At 73.7% G+C, this 16,672-nt stretch carries 16 protein-coding genes and 1 pseudogene; 8 read left to right on the plus strand and 9 right to left on the minus strand.

Features of this window, described 5'->3' with window-relative positions; all coding sequences use genetic code 11:
• Positions 1-23: 23 nt before the first annotated feature.
• Positions 24-680 (plus strand): class I SAM-dependent methyltransferase, encoded by a 657-nt coding sequence (locus tag ABD999_RS03995; protein ID WP_148031908.1) that lies wholly within the window; start codon positions 24-26, stop codon positions 678-680.
• On the opposite strand, the gene ABD999_RS04000 is transcribed toward ABD999_RS03995, so the two are convergent.
• From ABD999_RS04000 to ABD999_RS04020, 5 genes are read right to left on the minus strand one after another with little or no spacing between them, the layout of a single operon-like run.
• Positions 671-1,384 (minus strand): SRPBCC family protein, encoded by a 714-nt coding sequence (locus tag ABD999_RS04000; RefSeq protein ID WP_271280192.1) that lies wholly within the window; start codon positions 1,382-1,384, stop codon positions 671-673. The two genes, ABD999_RS03995 and ABD999_RS04000, sit on opposite strands and share 10 nt — an antisense overlap.
• Before the next feature lies 1 nt (position 1,385).
• Positions 1,386-1,973: an ArsR/SmtB family transcription factor gene (locus tag ABD999_RS04005; RefSeq protein WP_187281186.1), complete on the minus strand. Its 588-nt coding sequence runs from the start codon at positions 1,971-1,973 to the stop codon at positions 1,386-1,388.
• 43 nt (positions 1,974-2,016) lie between these two features.
• A complete protein-coding gene (locus ABD999_RS04010; RefSeq protein ID WP_271280193.1) occupies positions 2,017-3,255 on the minus strand; it encodes an RNA polymerase sigma factor in 1,239 nt (412 codons plus the stop codon).
• Complete coding sequence (locus ABD999_RS04015; protein WP_148031910.1) at positions 3,252-3,605, minus strand: YciI family protein; 354 nt, start codon at positions 3,603-3,605, stop codon at positions 3,252-3,254. The genes ABD999_RS04010 and ABD999_RS04015 overlap by 4 nt, the downstream gene beginning before the upstream one ends.
• 40 nt (positions 3,606-3,645) lie before the next feature.
• Positions 3,646-4,203: a DUF6624 domain-containing protein gene (locus ABD999_RS04020; RefSeq protein WP_219552178.1), complete on the minus strand. Its 558-nt coding sequence runs from the start codon at positions 4,201-4,203 to the stop codon at positions 3,646-3,648.
• An 84-nt stretch (positions 4,204-4,287) separates the two neighbouring features.
• On the opposite strand from ABD999_RS04020, the gene ABD999_RS04025 reads away from it, so the two are divergent.
• On the plus strand, positions 4,288-5,409 hold the full coding sequence (locus ABD999_RS04025) for a winged helix DNA-binding domain-containing protein (protein WP_271280196.1): 1,122 nt from the start codon (positions 4,288-4,290) through the stop codon (positions 5,407-5,409).
• A gap of 741 nt (positions 5,410-6,150) precedes the next feature.
• On the opposite strand, the gene add is transcribed toward ABD999_RS04025, so the two are convergent.
• Entirely contained in the window at positions 6,151-7,098 is a 948-nt protein-coding gene (gene add, locus ABD999_RS04030; protein ID WP_271280194.1) for an adenosine deaminase, read from the minus strand.
• Positions 7,099-7,143: 45 nt separating this feature from the next.
• Positions 7,144-7,905 carry a class I SAM-dependent DNA methyltransferase gene (locus tag ABD999_RS04035; protein WP_261808583.1) on the minus strand — a complete coding sequence of 254 codons (762 nt, stop codon included), beginning with the start codon at positions 7,903-7,905 and terminating at the stop codon, positions 7,144-7,146.
• 157 nt (positions 7,906-8,062) lie between these two features.
• Here ABD999_RS04035 and ABD999_RS04040 point away from each other — a divergent pair, with 157 nt between their 5' ends.
• Together ABD999_RS04040 and ABD999_RS04045 are read left to right on the plus strand one after the other, a co-directional pair.
• Positions 8,063-8,812, plus strand: coding sequence for a protein phosphatase 2C domain-containing protein (locus ABD999_RS04040; protein WP_345482573.1), 750 nt, complete (start codon positions 8,063-8,065; stop codon positions 8,810-8,812).
• Positions 8,813-8,908: 96 nt separating this feature from the next.
• A pseudogene (locus tag ABD999_RS04045) lies at positions 8,909-9,910 on the plus strand (RNA polymerase sigma factor); the annotation flags it as partial.
• A 37-nt stretch (positions 9,911-9,947) separates the two neighbouring features.
• Here the strand turns inward: ABD999_RS04045 and ABD999_RS04050 are convergent.
• Positions 9,948-11,378 (minus strand): WS/DGAT/MGAT family O-acyltransferase, encoded by a 1,431-nt coding sequence (locus ABD999_RS04050; RefSeq protein ID WP_271278915.1) that lies wholly within the window; start codon positions 11,376-11,378, stop codon positions 9,948-9,950.
• Positions 11,379-11,483: 105 nt separating this feature from the next.
• Here ABD999_RS04050 and ABD999_RS04055 point away from each other — a divergent pair, with 105 nt between their 5' ends.
• The 4 genes from ABD999_RS04055 to ABD999_RS04070 all read left to right on the plus strand — a co-directional run bounded on the left by ABD999_RS04055 (position 11,484) and on the right by ABD999_RS04070 (position 15,736).
• Entirely contained in the window at positions 11,484-12,662 is a 1,179-nt protein-coding gene (locus tag ABD999_RS04055) for a cysteine desulfurase-like protein (protein WP_271278916.1), read from the plus strand.
• 30 nt (positions 12,663-12,692) lie between these two features.
• Entirely contained in the window at positions 12,693-13,664 is a 972-nt protein-coding gene (locus ABD999_RS04060; protein ID WP_219552166.1) for a tyrosine-type recombinase/integrase, read from the plus strand.
• Between the two features lie 80 nt (positions 13,665-13,744).
• Positions 13,745-14,539 carry an SDR family NAD(P)-dependent oxidoreductase gene (locus tag ABD999_RS04065; RefSeq protein ID WP_271278932.1) on the plus strand — a complete coding sequence of 265 codons (795 nt, stop codon included), beginning with the start codon at positions 13,745-13,747 and terminating at the stop codon, positions 14,537-14,539.
• Between the two features lie 99 nt (positions 14,540-14,638).
• Positions 14,639-15,736 carry a PQQ-dependent sugar dehydrogenase gene (locus ABD999_RS04070; RefSeq protein WP_271278917.1) on the plus strand — a complete coding sequence of 366 codons (1,098 nt, stop codon included), beginning with the start codon at positions 14,639-14,641 and terminating at the stop codon, positions 15,734-15,736.
• Here the strand turns inward: ABD999_RS04070 and ABD999_RS04075 are convergent.
• Positions 15,720-16,652 carry an AraC family transcriptional regulator gene (locus ABD999_RS04075; RefSeq protein WP_271278918.1) on the minus strand — a complete coding sequence of 311 codons (933 nt, stop codon included), beginning with the start codon at positions 16,650-16,652 and terminating at the stop codon, positions 15,720-15,722. The two genes, ABD999_RS04070 and ABD999_RS04075, sit on opposite strands and share 17 nt — an antisense overlap.
• Between the last annotated feature and the right edge of the window lie 20 nt (positions 16,653-16,672).

Here is a 16,672-nt window from a genome sequence, read left to right on the forward strand (position 1 = left end):
GGGCGGCGTGATCCGCTGAGGAGATGAAGGCCGCTTACGACGAGATCGCCGACTGGTACGCAGAGGAGTTCCTCGGCGCCGGTGACCCGCTGGGCATCGAGGGGGTGCTGCGCGGGCTGCTGGGCGAGGGCGCGGGCCCGTGCCTGGAGATCGGGTGCGGCACCGGCGTGCACGCCCGGGTGGTGCGCGAACTGGGGTGGGCGCCGTTCGGGGTGGACCTGTCGGAGCGGATGCTCCGCCACGCCCGGGGCCGCCTGCCGACGCTGCGGGCGGACGCGGCGCGGCTGCCGTTCGCGGACGGCCGCCTGCCCGCCGTGATCGCGGTGATGGTGCACACCGACATGCCCCGCTACCCCCAGGTGCTGCGCGAGGCGGCCAGGGTGCTGCGTCCCGGCGGGCTGTTCGTGCACGTGGGGGTGCATCCGTGCTTCTGCGGCGGGTTCGCCGACCGCAGCGACCCGGGGGCGCTGGTGATCCGGCCCGGATACCGCGACAGCCACTGGACCAAGGAGTCGTGGACCGACAAGGGCGTGCGCGCCAAGGTGGGCGCCAGCCACTGGCCGCTGTCCGGCCTGCTCAACGACTTCCTGGCGGCGGGGCTGACGCCGGAGCGGTTCGAGGAGAGCGGCGGGCCCGTCCCGCTGGTGCTGGCGGTACGGGCCCGCAAGGCTCAGCCGTAGAGCCGTTCCAGCCAGGCCCGCCAGGCCGGGCCCTGGCCCGCGGCGTCGCCGAACACGTGGTGGGAGGCGATCATCGGGCCGTGGAAGCCCTGCATGAACCGGTAGAGCGCGTCGGGTGCGCGGATGCCCAGCGTCTGGTCGCCGCGGTGGTAGACGACGCCCTCCACCCCGGCCGCGTCCAGCCGGACCTTGTCGCCCGGCGTGGCGTGCCCGAGTTCCGCGTACAGGATCTCCCAGGCGCGCGGCCAGTCGGTCACCGGCGGGCCGAACTCCACGACCGGGGTCGCGTGGCGGCCGCGGAAGTGCGTCAGATACTCCACGAGCGTGGCGAAGAACAGGGACAGGCCGCCGGACATGGCCTCGAACTCGTCGGCCCAGTCGTCGCCGGGCAGGAAGCCGCTGGTGACCATGCGCACCATGGTGCTGCCCTGGCCGCGGCCCTCGACGAGGAACTCGTAGGCGACGAAGCGCCCGTCAGCGGCGATGTCGCTGGTGTGGGCGAAGTGGCGCGGCTCCTCCGCCGCGGTCACCCTGGACGGCTCCATCTCGCCGCCGCCGAAGGCGGTGCGCACCACCCCGCCGGCCACCTGGCTGCGGCCCAGGTACCACGAGTCGATGCCGGGGCCGGTCGAGATGGCCGCCCACACCTCCTCCGGGGTCGCCTCGACGACGGCCTCCTGGGGCAGCTCGAACTCGCGTCCCACCTCAGCGCTCCTCCTTCACCGCGGGGTGCACGGCGACGACGAGCCGGTGCTCGCGACCGCCCGCGGCCTGCTCGTCGTGATACTTGCTCACCAGATGGGTGACGGCGTCGGCCAGCTCCTCGGCGAACGCCGCCCGGTCGGCGGCCGAGGCGAAGCGAACCTCTCCGTCGATGGCGAACGTGGCCACCCGCTTGCCCGCCGTGGCGGCGCCGGTGATCAGCGTGCCCACGTCGCGTACCAGCTTGGCGGCCACGGCCAGCAGCCAGCGGGCCGACAGCCGGTCGGGGGCGCGCTCGGGGTCGGGCTGCACGGCGGCCAGCGCCACCGGGGAGATCACGAAGGACGCGGCCTTGGCCTGCATCACCCGCTCGGTCACGTTGCCCTTCTTGCGTTCCTCGACCAGCTCGACCAGGCCGTGCTTCTCCAGCGTGCGCAGATGGTAGTTGACCTTCTGCCTGGCCAGGCCGACCTTGGCGGCGAGCGAGGTCGCCGAGCCCGGCTCGACCAGCTCGGCCAGCAGCCTGGAGCGCATGGGATCGAGCGACGCCTCGGCCGCCGCGGGATCCTCGATCACCGTCACTTCGTACATGGGCCCAACATCGCACCGAAAAAAATAATTGTCAACTATTGGGTCAGCGCACCGCGGCCGCCCTGTCCTCCAGATAGCGGCGCTCGGGCAGGCTGGTGGTGCGGCGGGCGGCCTCACGGTAGGCGTCCGCGGCCGCCTCCGGCTCACCCGCGCGTTCGAGCAGGTGGGCGCGGACGGAGTGGAGCCGGTGATGGCCCGCCAGCCGCCCGTCATGGGCCAGCTCGTCGAGCCGCGCCAGCCCGGTCCGCGGGCCGTGCACCATCGCGGCGGCGACCGCCTGGTTGAGCGCGACGACGGGATTGTCGTCCAGCTCCGCGAGCACCCCGTACAGGGCCAGGATCTGCCGCCAGTCGGTGTCGGCGGCAGCGGGCGCCTCGTCGTGCACGGCCGCGATCGCGGCCTGCACCTGGTAGGGGCCGAGGGGCGCGCCGGTCAGCGCGCCGGTGACGAGCTCGACGCCCTCGGCGACGAGCCTGCGGTCCCACAGGGCGCGGTCCTGCTCGTCGAGGGGGACGAGCCGGCCCGCCTCGTCGGTGCGGGCCGGGCGGCGCGCCTCGGTCAGCAGCATGAGCGCCAGCAGGCCCGTGACCTCGCCGTCGCCGGGCAGCAGCCGGTGCAGCTCCCTGGCCAGCCGGATCGCCTCGGCGGTCAGCTCGGGCCGGTGCAGGTCGGGGCCCGAGGTGGCGGCGTAGCCCTCGTTGAAGATCAGGTAGAGCACGTGCAGGACCACGCGCAGCCGCCCCGCGCGCTCCGGCTCGGGCGGCGGCGCGAACGGCACGCCGGCGGCCCTGATGCGCTGTTTGGCCCGGCTGATGCGCTGCGCCATGGTCGCCTCGGGCACCAGGAAGGCGGCGGCGATCTCGGCGGTGGTCAGGCCGCCGACGGCGCGCAGGGTGAGCGCGAGCTGGGAGGGCTGTGACAGCGCCGGGTGGCAGCACAGGAAGAGCAGGGTGAGCGTGTCGTCGCCGCCGGGCGCCCGCTCCTCGCCGGGAGCCGGGGCGACCAGTTCGTCGGCGGGCGTGCGGGCGGCGGCGTTCTCCTCCCTGCGGCGGCGGGCGGACTCGCTGCGCACCTGGTCGGTCAGACGGCGGGTGGCCACGGTGAGCAGCCAGGCGCGCGGGTTGTCCGGCAGGCCCTGCGCCGGCCACTGCACGGCCGCGTCGATCAGCGCCTCCTGGACGGCGTCCTCGCAGGCGTCGAACTGCCCGTGGCGGCGCACGAGCACGCCGAGAACCTGGGGGACGAGCTCGCGCAGCAGGTCGTCGGCCACAGCCGTGCTCACGCGGTGACCTCGTTGATGATCGGCCGCACCTCCATCGCGCACAGGCGGGCGTCCGGCCAGCGGGCGGCGATGTCGGTGGCCCGCTCGACGCTGTCGCACTCGACGATGAGGTAGCCGGCCAGGAACTCCTTGCTTTCAAGGAAGGGCCCGTCGGTGACCGCGGGCACGCCGTCGCGCACCACGACCGTCTTCGACTCGGCGGGCCCGGCCAGGGCCTGGCCGCCGACCAGCTCACCGGTCGCGGCCAGCTCCTTCATCAGCGTGTCGACCTCGGCCATGACCTGGTCACGCGCGCGGGCGATCGCCTCCTGGGACGCGGGGTTGCCGTAGATCAGCAGTAGGTACTTCATCGGCGTTCCTCATGCACGCTGACAACCCTAACGCGGCGCCCTACTCCAAGGACTTGAGCTCTTCCAGGTACTCGGCGAGCGGCTGCAGCCCGGCCTCGGCGCGGCGCTCCTCCACCCCGGCCTCGTCCTCGATAGGGGTGCGCGGCCGCCACTGGCCGTCCTGGGTCGGCTCCCACTGGGTGCCGTAGCGCTGCGGCTTGCCCTCGGCGACGCGCACCCGGTCCTCCAGGTAGGCGAGGTTGCCCGGGGAGGCGTCGCCCTTCGCGACCGCCTCGCGCAGCAGGGCCAGAGCCCGGCGCTGCAGGTCGAGGGCGCGGTCGGCGTGCTGGACGAGTGCCCAGGCGGCGTCCTCGCCGTCCTCCCCCACCAGCTCGTAGCCGGGCCAGCCGTGTTCGTCCAGGATCTGGCGCATGCGCTCGGTGTTGGCGCGTTCGATCCGGTCCCAGTCGGCCTGATCGGCGTCGGGGGTCCTGACCTCCTGGTCCAGCCGCAGCATCTCCAGCAGCTCCGCGCGCAGCCGCGGGTCGGCGGGGGCGGCGTCTCCGCAGGCCGTGGTCAGCAGCAGGGCGGTGATGAGGCACGTCAGTAACGTCCGCATGCCCGACCGTACCGCGCGGCTGATCGCCGACCAACGCGGAACGGAGCTTTCCGCGTCGTCTCGTACGGTGAAGGCGTGATCGAGATGACGTGGAGCCAGGTGAGCGCGCGGCGGCTGGCCCGGGCGGGGCTGGACGGAACGGCGGCGGGCGGCGGCCGGCCGGCCGGGGTGGTGGCGGCGATGTGCGGGGCGCACGCCCAGGTGATGTCGGCGGCCGAGGTGTCGGTGGCGCTGCGCATGGATGACGCCACGCGGGCCGACGTGCGCGAGGCGCTGTGGGGCGCGCGCAGCCTGGTCAAGACGCACGGGCCGCGCGGCACCGTGCACCTGCTGCCCACGCGGGACCTGCCCCTGTGGGTGGGGGCGATGTCCTCCATCCCGGCCGGGACGAACGCGTTCTCCGAAGGGGTGCGGATGACGGCGGAGCAGACCGAGCGGGTGGTGGCCGCCATCCGGGAGGTGGTGGCGGGGCGGACGCTGACGATCGACGAGCTGAGCGAGGCGGTGATCGAGGTGGCCGGGCCGTGGGCGGGCGACCTCGTGATGCCGGCGTTCCAGACCATGTGGCCGCGCTGGCGGCAGGCGATGGCGCTGGCGGCGCACCGGGGCGCGTTCGTGTTCGGGCCGGTCAGGGGCCGGAAGGTGACCTACACCGCGCCGCCGGGCGAGCTCCGGCCGGTGGACGGGCGGGCCGAGCTGGTCAGGGCCTACCTGACCGCGTACGGGCCGGCCACGCCCGAGCACTTCGCCCAGTGGGCGGGCGGGCCGAAGCGGTGGGCCGTGGCGGCGTTCGAGCTGGTCGAGCTGGAGGAGGTGCGGCTGGACGGCCGGTCGGCGTGGGTGCTCGCGGGCGACACCGGGGTGCCGGACGAGCCGCCGCGCGGGGTCCGGCTGCTGCCGTACTTCGACGCGTACGTGGTCGCGGGCCGGCCGCGCGAGCTGCTGTACGAGGGCGCCGCCGCGCGGCGGGCGCTGGCGGGCGGGCAGGCGGGCAACTATCCGGTGCTGCTCGTGGACGGGCAGGTCGCCGGGGTGTGGCACCAGCGGCGCTCGGGCAAGCGGATCGACGTCACCGTGGAACCGCTGGCCGAGCTGTCCGCCGCCGCGCTGCGTGAGCTGGACGAGCAGGTGGCGCGGATCGGCGGCATCCTGGAGGGGACGCCGCGGCTGACGGTGGGCCCCGTCGGCGTGGGAGCTCACGCCTAGGCCGAGACTTGGTGAGAATTTGGGCTTGCGCCCACTGGCCAGGCGGTAGGTCTGAGGAGAAGACTCGTGCGAGGAGTTGCACCATGTATGGCGAGTCGCCGTCTCAGACCCGTCCCGCCGCGCGGCGATGCGCGCGCCGGTCGGTTCCTGTCGTCCCCGGACGCCGGCCGGTCCCGGCCGTGGCCGGGCGGCGGTCAGGCACGGCCGCGCCCGGATGCCGCCGGCCCCACCGCACCTTAACCCGCCTGCCCGGATTCCGGCCGGCCGTCCGCCCGCCCGGTTTCCGCCCCGCGATTCACCTGGCCGCACGCGGATCGCCGAACCGCCTGTCCGAATGCGGGTTCCCGATCCAACCGGCCGACTGCGAATCGCCCGTCCGCCTGGCCGGATGCGGCTTGCCGGCCCGCCTATCCGGTTGCCGGTCGACGATCCACCTGCGTGGATGCCGATCCACCGCGGAACTGCAGCGTCACGGGTCGCACTCGTTCGAACCGGACCCCAGCCGCGCGCCCGTCTCACACAAGTGGGGGGCGACGTCGCGGAGGGCATGGGGAGCCGTCTTCCGGCCTCCGGCCCTTTGGGAGGCCGTCCACCAGCCCGGTGATGATCAGGGGGAAGGACCGGTGCAGCCCGCCGGCCACGAGAGCCTGCGGCAGGGATGGCAGCACCTCGGCGGAGTCCGCCGCCCGCGCGACCGCTTACAAGCCGGTCCCCCGCAGATCCCCCCGCATCCCCCACCGATCAGGCACCACCGCCCAGCCACGCGTCGATGCCCTCCAGCATCTCCGCCTTCAGCTCCGGCCCGGCGAACGACGCCACGACACCCGCCCTGGCCAGCGCCGCCAGCTCGGCGTCCGGCCACCGGAACGTGTCGCGCACGCGGGCGTACTCGTCCGCCAGTGACGTCTCCCCGTCGGTGTTGAGCGTCACCACCAGCCCCGCCTCGCGCAGCAGCGGCAGCGGATGCGCCGCCAGCGACGGCACCAGCCCGAGCAGCACGTTCGACGTCGGGCACACCTCCAGCGCGATCCCCCGCCCGCGCACCTCCCGCACCAGCTCCGGATCCTCCAGCACGCGGATGCCGTGCCCGATCCGCCCGGCGTGGCCGAGGGTGAGCGCCTCCCGGATGCTGCCGGGCCCGCCGAACTCGCCCGCGTGGTGCACCAGGCGCAGCCCCGCGTCCCTGGCCGCGTCGCACACCCCGGCGAACGGGGCCAGCGGGTAGCTCTCGTCGCCGGCCAGCCCGATGCCCACCACATCCTCGTACCGCTGCGCGAGCTTCAACGTCCGCCACATGCGCTCGACCGGGCGGCGGCGGGAGTGGTCGAGGAGCAGGCGGCACTCGATCCCGTACCGCCGCCCCTCGGCCAGCCCGTCGAGCACCGCCTCCAGCGGCATCTCCGGCGCGCCCACCCGCTCGCCGTGGGAGGCCGCGGTGAAGGTCACCTCGGCGTAGCGCACGCCCTGGGCGGCCTCGTCGGCGCAGAACTCCACCGCGATCCGCCGGAAGTCGCCGGGGGTGCGCAGCAGCTCGCGCACCCGCGCCCGCCGGTCGGCGAATTCGCGGAAGCTCCGGAACGGCGTGTCTCCGGGGGGCGTGCCGCCCAGGTCGCGGATGGTCTCGGGCCGTACGGTGCTTTCGAGGTGGACGTGCAGGTGGGCCTTGGGCAGTGCCCGGATGTCTCTCACCCGGGCACTCTAGGGACCCGCCGGTCCCGGACGCATTCCGATATTTCAGGACCGCCGGGTGACGCGGATCTTCGACTGCTTGTGCGGGAGCTGCTCCCAGTCCTCCATGAAGACGGCGTCGAGCCCGTGGCGGGCGGCCAGCGCGACGAGCGTCTCGGTGCGGTAGTAGAAGTCCTCCCGCAGCACGTGGTGCTCCTTGCCCTCGGTGCGGTCGAAGGTGAAGTCGAACCAGGCGTGCGGCTTCATGACCCGCCCGACGTGCGCGAAGCACTCGTCGATCACCTCGATCGGCGAGTGGGAGAAGACGCTGTGGGCGTGCACGACGTCGAAGTGCTCGTCGGGCAGGAAGGCGAAGCGCAGGTCGCGGACCGGGGTGAGGTGGGGCAGCTTGTCGCGCAGCCCGTGCGCGACCAGGGTGTCCTGGGCGGCCATGAGGATGTCGGGCGAGATGTCGAGGCCGTAGTAGTTGCCGGTGTCCAGGTAGTCGACGAACAACCTGCCGGCGCGCAGGTTGCCGCAGCCGATCTCCAGCATCCGGCACTCCGGTTTGAGCCCGTGCTCGACCAGGTAGTCGAACTGCATCTGGCCCATCGCCAGCCAGCGCCGGTGGGAGTGGGACCCGACGGCGCCCTCGGGGCTGCGCGCGGCGTCGTCCTTCATGACGGCGCGGTAGTAGGAGACGTGGTCGCGGGTGCGCAGCCGCAGCCAGGTGTCGCGGCTCAGTCTCCGCAGGTGCGGCATGATCTTCCGCGGATTCTTGAGCGCGTAACCTGCCTGGTGGACGAGGCTCGAACGGGTGCGTGTCACAAGGGTCACCACCGAACGGGTGTGTGGACGTGGGCCTGGTGCTGGGAATGTAAAACAGCGTCGGGAGTTTGTGATCCGGCGACACGGAAATCTTGATCTCCGCATGGCTTTTCCTGGCCGGTACCCGCCGATCTGATGGTCATCCATGAGGAGTTCGATGCTGCGCGTCAGTTACGCGAGCGCCGCCGCCCCTGGCCGGGCGAACGAGGACTACGTGCTGGCAGGCCCGTCGTGGGTGGTGGTGCTCGACGGCGCGACGCCGGCGCCGGGGGTGGAGCCCGGGTGCCGCCACGGGGTGCCGTGGCTGGTGCGCACCCTCGCCGGCGCGCTCGCGGCGGGCATCGAGGGCGGCGGACCGCTGCCGGAGGTGCTGGCGGCGGCGATCACCGCCACCATGAAGGCCCACGGCGGCTCCTGCGACCTGGGCAACCCCCATTCGCCGTCGGCCACGGCGGCGCTCGCCCGGCGCCGCGACGACCGGCTGGAGTACCTCGTGCTGTGCGACTCGGCGGTGGCGCTGTGGCGGCGCGACGGCTCGGTGACGGTCGTCCGCGACGACCGGCTCGACCACCTGCCGGGCGGGCGCCCGTACTCGCTGGAGCTGGTGACCTCGCTGCGCAACCGCCCGGGCGGCTTCTGGGTGGCGGGCGCCTGCCCGGAGGCCGCCGGGCAGGCGCTGGCGGGCGCGGTGCCGGTGACCGAGCTGCGCGGGGCGGCGCTGTTCACCGACGGCGCGACGAGACTGGCCGACTGGTACGGGCGAGCCTGGGAGAGCCTGGTGGCCGGCGCCGCCGAGCCGGAGAAGCTGCTGGCCGAGACTCGCGAGCAGGAGCGGGCCAGAGGCGTGCCGCACGGCAAGCTCCACGACGACGCGACCGCCGCCTGGGTGTCCTTTCCGCCCGGGTGATGGCAGTCACAACCATTCCAGGGCGTTGGGTAGCTTGGAGTGGAGATTTCCGTCTTCATCAGCCAGGGAGCCGATGCCCGCACCCCGCGACCGCCGCCCAACCGTCCACCGCCGAGCGAGGAGAGTGTCGTGACCCAGACCGCAGAGGTTATCGAACTGGACGACAGCGCAGCCGATGCTGTCGCGACCGTGGGCGCCGACTCCGTCAAGACGTATCTGAAGGAGATCGGGCGGGTGCCCCTGCTCAACGCCGAGCAGGAGATCGAGCTGGCCAAGCGGATCGAGGCCGGCCTGTTCGCCAGGGAGCGGCTCGACACCGAGCCCGACCTCGACGACGAGCTCCGCGCCGACCTGACGTGGATCGCCGACGACGGCGAGCTCGCCAAGCGGCGCATGCTGGAGGCCAACCTGAGGCTCGTGGTGTCGATCGCCAAGCGCTACACGGGCCGCGGCATGCTCTTCCTCGACCTCATCCAGGAGGGCAACCTCGGTCTGATCCGGACGATCGAGAAGTTCGACTACCGGCTCGGCTACAAGTTCTCCACCTACGCCACCTGGTGGATCAAGCAGGCGATCACCCGCGCCATGGCCGACCAGGCGCGCACGATCCGCATCCCGGTCCACATGGTGGAGCTGATCAACAAGGTGGCGCGGGCGCAGCGCCGGCTGCAGAGCGAGCTCGGCCGCGAGCCCACCCCCGAGGAGATCGCCGAGGAGACGGAGCTGACCCCGGGCCGGGTGGTCGAGGTGCAGAGCTACGGCCGCGAGCCGATCTCCCTCGACACGCCGCTGGGCGACGACGGCGACAGCCAGTTCGGCGACCTGATCGAGGACACCGAGGCGGTCTCCCCCGCCGACGCGGTCTCCTTCACGCTGCTGCAACACCAGCTGCGCGCGCTGCTGGACGAGCTGTCGGAGCGCGAGGCGGGCGTGATCTCGATGCGGTACGGGCTGGTCAACGGCAGCCCGATGACGCTCGACGAGATCGGCCGCGTCTACGGGGTGACGCGCGAGCGCATCCGCCAGATCGAGGCCAAGACCATGTCCAAGCTGCGTCACCCGTCGCGGGCCATGGCCCTGCGCGACTACCTGGGCTGACCCGCCCGGCGGCCCTGACCGGGCCGCCGGGTGCGCCTCATCGCTTGAAGGACGCCTCCGCGTCGAGCAGCTCGTCGAGGGAGTCGCGCAGGTAACCGGTGAGCTCCCACGCGTCCGGCACCATCACCCGGTCGGTGACCACGCCGAAGTCGACCGACCCGTCGTAGGAGAAGGCGGTGATGTTGACCCCGCCGCTCATGTCGGTGATCACCGAGACCGGGTAGAAGGAGAGCAGCCGCGCGCCGCACACGTACAGCGGGAACTGCGGGCCCGGCACGTTCGAGACCATCACGTTGATCGGCGGCGCCGTCTGGCCGAGCAGCCCGAACGCCGACCGGGAGGCCAACCCCATGAGGGCGGCCGGCATCGACTCGCTGAACTCGCGCAGCCACCGCGCCGGCGCCAGCCCGAACCGGTCCTTGATCCGGCACATCACGTCGCGCACGTCACGCAGCCGCTCCACCGGGTCGTCCACGTGCGCGGCCAGCGGCGCGGGCACGAGCGTGACCTGGTTGCCCGCCTGCTCGTCGCCGAGCTCGCGGAGCGAGAACGGCACCCCGGCCACCAGCGGCCGGTCGGGCGCTCCGCCGTGCGCGGCCATCCAGCGACGCAGCGCGCCCGCGCACACGGCCATGACCACGTCGTTGACCGTCACCTCGAACCGCTTGCGCACCGCCTTGATCTCGGCCAGCGGCAGCGACACGAACGCGAAGCGCCGATGCTGGGAGACGGGACCGCTGAACGGCGTCCAGGGCGCCGGCGACGCCGGCAGGTCGGGCACCTGTCCCACCCCGGCGGCCTTGCGGGCCAGCCCGGACAGCGTGTGGCTGCCGGGCAGGGAGGACAGGACCGGGATCTCGTCCATGTGCGGCACCGCCTGCGCGATGAACCGCACCGCGTGCGCCGGGTTCAGCGCCATCCTGGCCAGGCCGCGCAGCAGCATCTCGGCGGCCCCGGGCGGCGGCTCGTCCCGCTCGGGCGCGTGCGGGGGCGGCGGCGCGGGCGTGGGCGCCAGGTCGAGCAGCGCGGCCAGCACGTCCGCGCCGCCGACGCCGTCCACGGCCGCGTGGTGGATCTTCGTGTAGAGGCCGGTGCGGCCGCCGGCCAGCCCGTGGATCAGGTAGATCTCCCACAACGGCCGCGACCGGTCCAGAGCGCGCGCGTGCAGCCTCGACACCTGCTCGGCGAGCTGCCGGTCGTCGCCGCCCGGCGGCAGGCCGATCTCGCGTACGTGGTAGTCGAGGTCGAGATCGTCCTCCTGCTCCCAGTACGGGTGGTCCAGGCCGAGCGGCACCGGGGCCAGCTTGCGGCGCAGCGCGGGCACGTACGGGAGCCGCGCCTGCAGCAGGTCCTGCAGGTCGGCACGGTTGAGCTCGCCGTCCAGGATGGCCAGTCCGGCGATGTTGGCCACGTTGGTCGCGGTCTCGAAGTGGAGAAACTGCGCGTCCAGGGCGGAAAGCTGTGGCATGGGTTCACCTCTGCCCTGACCCAACCATCTATGTCCCGCCGCGGGCAAGCCGGGATACCGTGGGCGGCTCGGTAGACGGCTTCGGGGCGAGAGCATGATGGCATCATGACTTTTCCTCTCGCATCAGTGCGCGCGGCCTATCCGGCGCTGGCCGACGGGTACGCCTACCTCGACGGCGCGGCGGGCACGCAGGTGCCGCAGCCGGTCATCGACGCCATCGCCGGCGCCTACCGTCAGGGCATCGGCAACGTGGGCGGCGCGTTCCCCGCCAGCCACCGGTCGGACGCGATCGTGGCGGGCTGCCGGGCGGCGGTGGCCGACCTGGTGGGCGGCCACCCTGACGGGGTCGTCCTGGGGCCGAACATGACGACGCTCACGTACCGGCTGGCCGGAGCGCTGGCCAAGGAGTGGGGGCCGGGCGACGAGGTGGTGCTGTCGCGGCTCGACCACGACGCCAACGTGCGGCCGTGGGTGCACACCGGGGCGACGGTGCGGTGGGCGGAGGTGGACCCGGTCACCGGGGAGCTGCCGGTGGAGCAGTACGCGGACCTGATCGGGCCGCGCACCCGGCTGGTGGCGGTGACGGCGGCGAGCAACGTGCTCGGCACCCGCCCCGACGTGGCCGCGATCTGCGCGCTGGCGCACGAGGCGGGCGCGCTCACGTACGTGGACGGGGTGCACGCGACCGCGCACGGGCCGGTGGACATGAAGGCGCTGGGCGCCGACTTCTACGCCACGAGCGCCTACAAGTGGTCGGGGCCGCACATCGGCGCGGTGATCGCCGACCCGGCGCTGCTGGAGACGGTCCGGCCGGACAAACTGGCGTCCTCGTCCGACGAGGTGCCCGGACGGTTCGAGCGGGGCACGGCCGCCTTCGCCGACCTGGCCGGGGTGACCGCGGCCGTGGACCACCTGGCGGCGATGGTGCCGGGCACGGGGACGCGGCGCGAGCGGCTGCTGGCCTCGATGGCCGCGGCGGAGGAGCACGAGCTGGAGCTGTTCGGCCACCTGCTGGCGGGCCTGGAGTCGATGCCGCACGTCACGGTGTACGGCAAGCCGGCCCGGCGCACGGCCACCGCCTACTTCACGGTCGCGGGCAAGACGCCGCGCGAGGTGGCCGAGCACCTGGCGGCGCGCCGGGTGAACGTGTGGAACGGCCACAACTACGCCTGGGAGCTGACGGCCGTGCTCGGCATCCGCGACGCGGGCAGCGCGGTGCGGGCGGGCCTGGTGCACTACAACGACCGGTCGGACGTGGACCGCCTGCTCGACGCGCTCCTGTGAACGGACGGCGCCGCCACTAAGATCGGGCGGGTGAGCCTGCCCGCCGTGCCCGAGGTGGCGGCGCCGAACGTCGAGCCCGCCCGCGACCCGTACCACGTCTATCTCGACTCGCTGACCAGCTCCGAGTCGCGCCGGACGATGCGCGGCTGCCTCGACCGGCTGGCCCGGCTGCTCACCGGCGACGAGAACGCGACCGGGGCGGGCCAGCCGTGGCACCTGCTGCGCTACGAGCACACGGTGCGCATCCGCACGATGCTGGTCGAGCGGGGCTGGTCGGCCGCGTACGTCAACAAGCACCTGGTCGCGCTGCGGCGGGTGCTGAAGGAGGCGTGGCGGCTCGGGCAGACCGGCGCGGAGGACTACGCGCGGGCCGCCGACCTGGCGCCGGTGCGGCAGACCCGGCTGCCGGTGGGGCAGCACGTGCCGCCGGAGGTGGTGGGCGCGGCGCTGTCGGCCTGCGACGACTCGGCGGCCGGGAAGCGCGACGCGGCGCTGATCGCGGTGCTCTACTCGACGGGCTGCCGCCGGGCCGAGGTCTGCGGGCTGGCGCTCGCCGACTACGACCCGGGCGCGCGGTCGCTGCGGGTGCGCGGCAAGCGCGACAAGGAGCGTCTCGTCTACCTCACGCCGGACGCGCTCGGGCTGGTGGAGCGCTGGCTGGCGGTACGGGGACGCGCGGCGGGCGCGTTGTTCAGCCCGATCAGCAAGGCGGGCCGGCTGCGGTGCCGCGAAGGCCGGCCGGTGCCGCTGACCGGCCAGGGCGTCGCCGACATCCTGGCCCGGCGGCTGGCCTCGGCGGGCGCCTCCCCCCGGACCGCGCACGACTTCCGGCGCACGTTCATCGGCGAGCTCCTGGACGCGGGCGTGGACCTGGCCACGGCGCAGGCGCTGGTGGGCCACTCGTCGCCGGCGACCACGGCCCGTTACGACCGCCGTCCCGAGAAGACCCGCCGCGACGCGGTCGACCGTCTCCGCCTGCCGCCCCCGCGCCCGCTGGCCTGACGGCCGGGCCGGGCGCGGACCCTCCCGGCCTGCGGGGATCCGGCTCGTCCGGGGCCCGCGGGTATAGCGTGAACGGCATGATCACGCTCGACCTCACCGGCAGGACCGCGCTCGTGACCGGCTCCACGCAGGGCATCGGGGCGGCGATCGCGCGCCGGCTCGCCGACGCCGGAGCCCGCGTCGGGATCAACGGCCGCCGTGCCGAGACCGTCGGCGACGCCGTGGCGGCCCTGGCCGCGGACGCGGGCGCCGGCCGGTTCTTCGCCGCGCCGGGCGACCTGGCGACCGAGGACGGCGCGGCGGCGGTCACCGGGGTCGTGCCCTCGGCCGACATCCTGGTCAACAACCTCGGTGTCTTCGGCGCCACGCCGGCCCTGGAGATCACCGACGCCGAGTGGCGGCGCTACTGGGAGGTCAACGTCCTGGCCGGCGTGCGGCTCATCCGCCATTACCTGCCGGGGATGGTCGAGCGCGGCTGGGGCCGGGTGCTCAACATCGCCAGCGACTCGGCGATCGTGATCCCCGAGGAGATGATCCACTACGGCGCGAGCAAGACCGCGCTGCTCGCGGTCTCCCGCGGCTTCGCCAAGCACGCCGCGGGCAGCGGCGTCACCGTGAACGCGGTCATCGCCGGCCCGACCCGCACCGGTGGCGTCGAGGAGTTCGTCTACCAGCTCGTGGACCGGTCGTTGCCCTGGGAGGAGGCGCAGCGCGCGTTCATGCGCGAGCACCGGCCGCTGTCGCTGCTCCAGAGGCTGATCGAGCCCGAGGAGATCGCCAACGTGGTGGCCTATCTGGCCTCTCCCCTGGCCTCGGCCACCACGGGGGCGGCGGTCCGGGTGGACGGCGGCTACGTCGACTCCATCATTCCCTGACCCCTCCGCGAATCGGCGATATCGATAAATTGTTAGCACTGTTCCGTATCGGCGGAAACTGTGCGATGCTATCGCTGATATCAACGCCGCGGAGGAGTCATGGACGCGAAACTGAAGATCCCGGTCCTCATGGCGGCCGTCGCGACCGTGATCGGGCTGACCGGGTGCGCCCCGGCCCCGGCGCGGTCGGAGCAGGCGGTCGCGCGGCCGGGCGAGCGGACCGAGCTCGTCACCGGCCTGAGCGCCCCCTGGGGCCTGGCCTTCCTCCCTGACGCATCCGCGCTGGTCTCCGAACGGCTGACGGGACGGATCCTGCGCGTCCCCGCCGCAGGCGGCTCCGCCGCCGTGGTCGGTGTGGTGCCCGATGTGGCGGCCGGCGCCGAGGGCGGCCTGCTCGGCCTGGCGGTGTCACCCGGTTTCGCGCACGACCGGACGATCTTCGCGTACGTCTCCGGGGTGCGAACCAACCGCGTCGTCGCGCTGGAGGTCGGCGAGGACTTCCGATCGCTGCGGCGGGCCCGCGTCGTCCTCGACGGCATCGGCACCGCGGACCGCCACCACGGCGGCCGGCTGCGGATCGGCCCGGACGGCCACCTGTGGATCGGCACCGGTGACGCGTTCGACCCGGAGAAGGCCGCCGACGACGCGTCGCTGAACGGCAAGATCCTCCGCGTCGGGCTCGACGGTTCGATCCCCGGCGACAACCCGTCCGGGACCGCGATCTACTCCTCGGGGCACCGCAACGTCCAGGGCATCGCCTTCGGCCCCGATCGGACCGCGTACGCCTCCGAGCTCGGCCACCGCACCTGGGACGAGGTCAACGTGCTGCGGCCGGGGCTGGACTACGGGTGGCCCGAGACCGAGGGCGTCGAGGGCGACACCGGTGAGCCGCCGATCTTCACGCTCCACCCCGACGAGGCGTCGCCGTCGGGCGTCGCCTACGCGCACGGCTCCCTCTGGATGGGGGCGCTGGGCGGGCAGCGGCTGTGGCAGCTGCCCGTCGACGGCGACAAGCCCGCCGGCGAACCGATCGGCCACTACGCGGGCGAGTACGGCCGCATCCGCACGGTCGAGGTCGCCCCCGACGGGGCGCTGTGGATCGTGACCTCCAACACCGACCGGGCGACCTGGGGCGGGACGGATCCGCGCCCGGGAGACGATCGGATCATCCGGGTCGAGCTCATCCCCGCCGGCTGACGCCGCGCTCCCGCCTGAACGCGCCGGGGGTGCTCGCGTACCACTGCTTGAAGGCCAGGTGGAAGCCGACCGCGGACCCGTAACCCACGCGCCGGGCGATGGTCTCGTGGGAAAGGGACGTGGTGGCGAGGAGGCGCGCGGCCTCCTGCATGCGGCGGGCCGTCAGGTGCCGCATCGGCGGCTCCCCCATCAGCTCGCGGAACGTGGCCGCGAACGCCGATCTGGACAGCCCCGCCTCCGCCGCCAGCCCGGCGAGCGTCCACGGCTCGGCGTACCGGGTGTGCACGGCCAGCAGGGCGGGCGCGATGGCCGGGTGACGCAGGGCCGGCAGCACCGGTACGTCGCCGAGCGAGGTCAGGGCGGCGCGCAGCGCCAGCACGTACGCCAGCTCGAAGCCGCGCAGCGCCACCAGCGCGAGTCCCGGCTCCGCCTGGTCACACTCCCCTGCCAGGTGCGTGAGCGTGTCGCCGAGCAGGGGCTGGCCGGCCACCGCGGCCGACGGCAGCACGAGCACCGGCGGCAGCGACCGGTACAGCGGGGCGGCGGAGGAGGCGTCGTAGTGCAGGCCGCCGCAGAGCAGGGTGGTGGCCGGCCCCGGCCCGTCGATGCGGACGGTGCCGATGGCGCCGGGTTCCCGCGCGGGGAGCAGCCGGGCCAGGGGGATCGTCGCGCGGCCCGGGGCGTCGGCGAGCGTGTGGGCGGTGCCGTGCGGGAACACGGCCAGGTCGCCCGCTTCGAGGCGCACCGTCCGCTCCGGCAGTTCGACGAGGCAGGCGCCTTCCTGGACGTAGTGCAACAGCGCGCAGTCCTCCCGCTCGCCCGCCACGCCCCACGGGGCGCGGGCGGTCCAGCGGCTGTGGAAGACGCCGCGCAGGCGCAGCGGGGCGAGCAGCTCGCTCAGCAGGTCGTCTTCCACGGACGTTCCTTAAATATCGG

The organism is Nonomuraea ferruginea, from assembly GCF_039540635.1.
GTDB classification, from domain to species: Bacteria; Actinomycetota; Actinomycetes; order Streptosporangiales; family Streptosporangiaceae; genus Nonomuraea; species Nonomuraea ferruginea.

Coding starts and splice junctions, on each gene's coding strand:
- ABD999_RS04040 (WP_345482573.1), top strand. CDS start 8,063: ATGCTGCGCGTCAGTTACGCGAGCGCCGCCGCCCCTGGCCGGGCGAAC.
- ABD999_RS04055 (WP_271278916.1), top strand. CDS start 11,484: ATGACTTTTCCTCTCGCATCAGTGCGCGCGGCCTATCCGGCGCTGGCC.
- ABD999_RS04020 (WP_219552178.1), bottom strand. CDS start 4,203: ATGCGGACGTTACTGACGTGCCTCATCACCGCCCTGCTGCTGACCACG.
- ABD999_RS04070 (WP_271278917.1), top strand. CDS start 14,639: ATGGACGCGAAACTGAAGATCCCGGTCCTCATGGCGGCCGTCGCGACC.
- ABD999_RS04015 (WP_148031910.1), bottom strand. CDS start 3,605: ATGAAGTACCTACTGCTGATCTACGGCAACCCCGCGTCCCAGGAGGCG.
- ABD999_RS04025 (WP_271280196.1), top strand. CDS start 4,288: ATGACGTGGAGCCAGGTGAGCGCGCGGCGGCTGGCCCGGGCGGGGCTG.
- ABD999_RS04050 (WP_271278915.1), bottom strand. CDS start 11,378: ATGCCACAGCTTTCCGCCCTGGACGCGCAGTTTCTCCACTTCGAGACC.
- ABD999_RS03995 (WP_148031908.1), top strand. CDS start 24: ATGAAGGCCGCTTACGACGAGATCGCCGACTGGTACGCAGAGGAGTTC.
- ABD999_RS04005 (WP_187281186.1), bottom strand. CDS start 1,973: ATGTACGAAGTGACGGTGATCGAGGATCCCGCGGCGGCCGAGGCGTCG.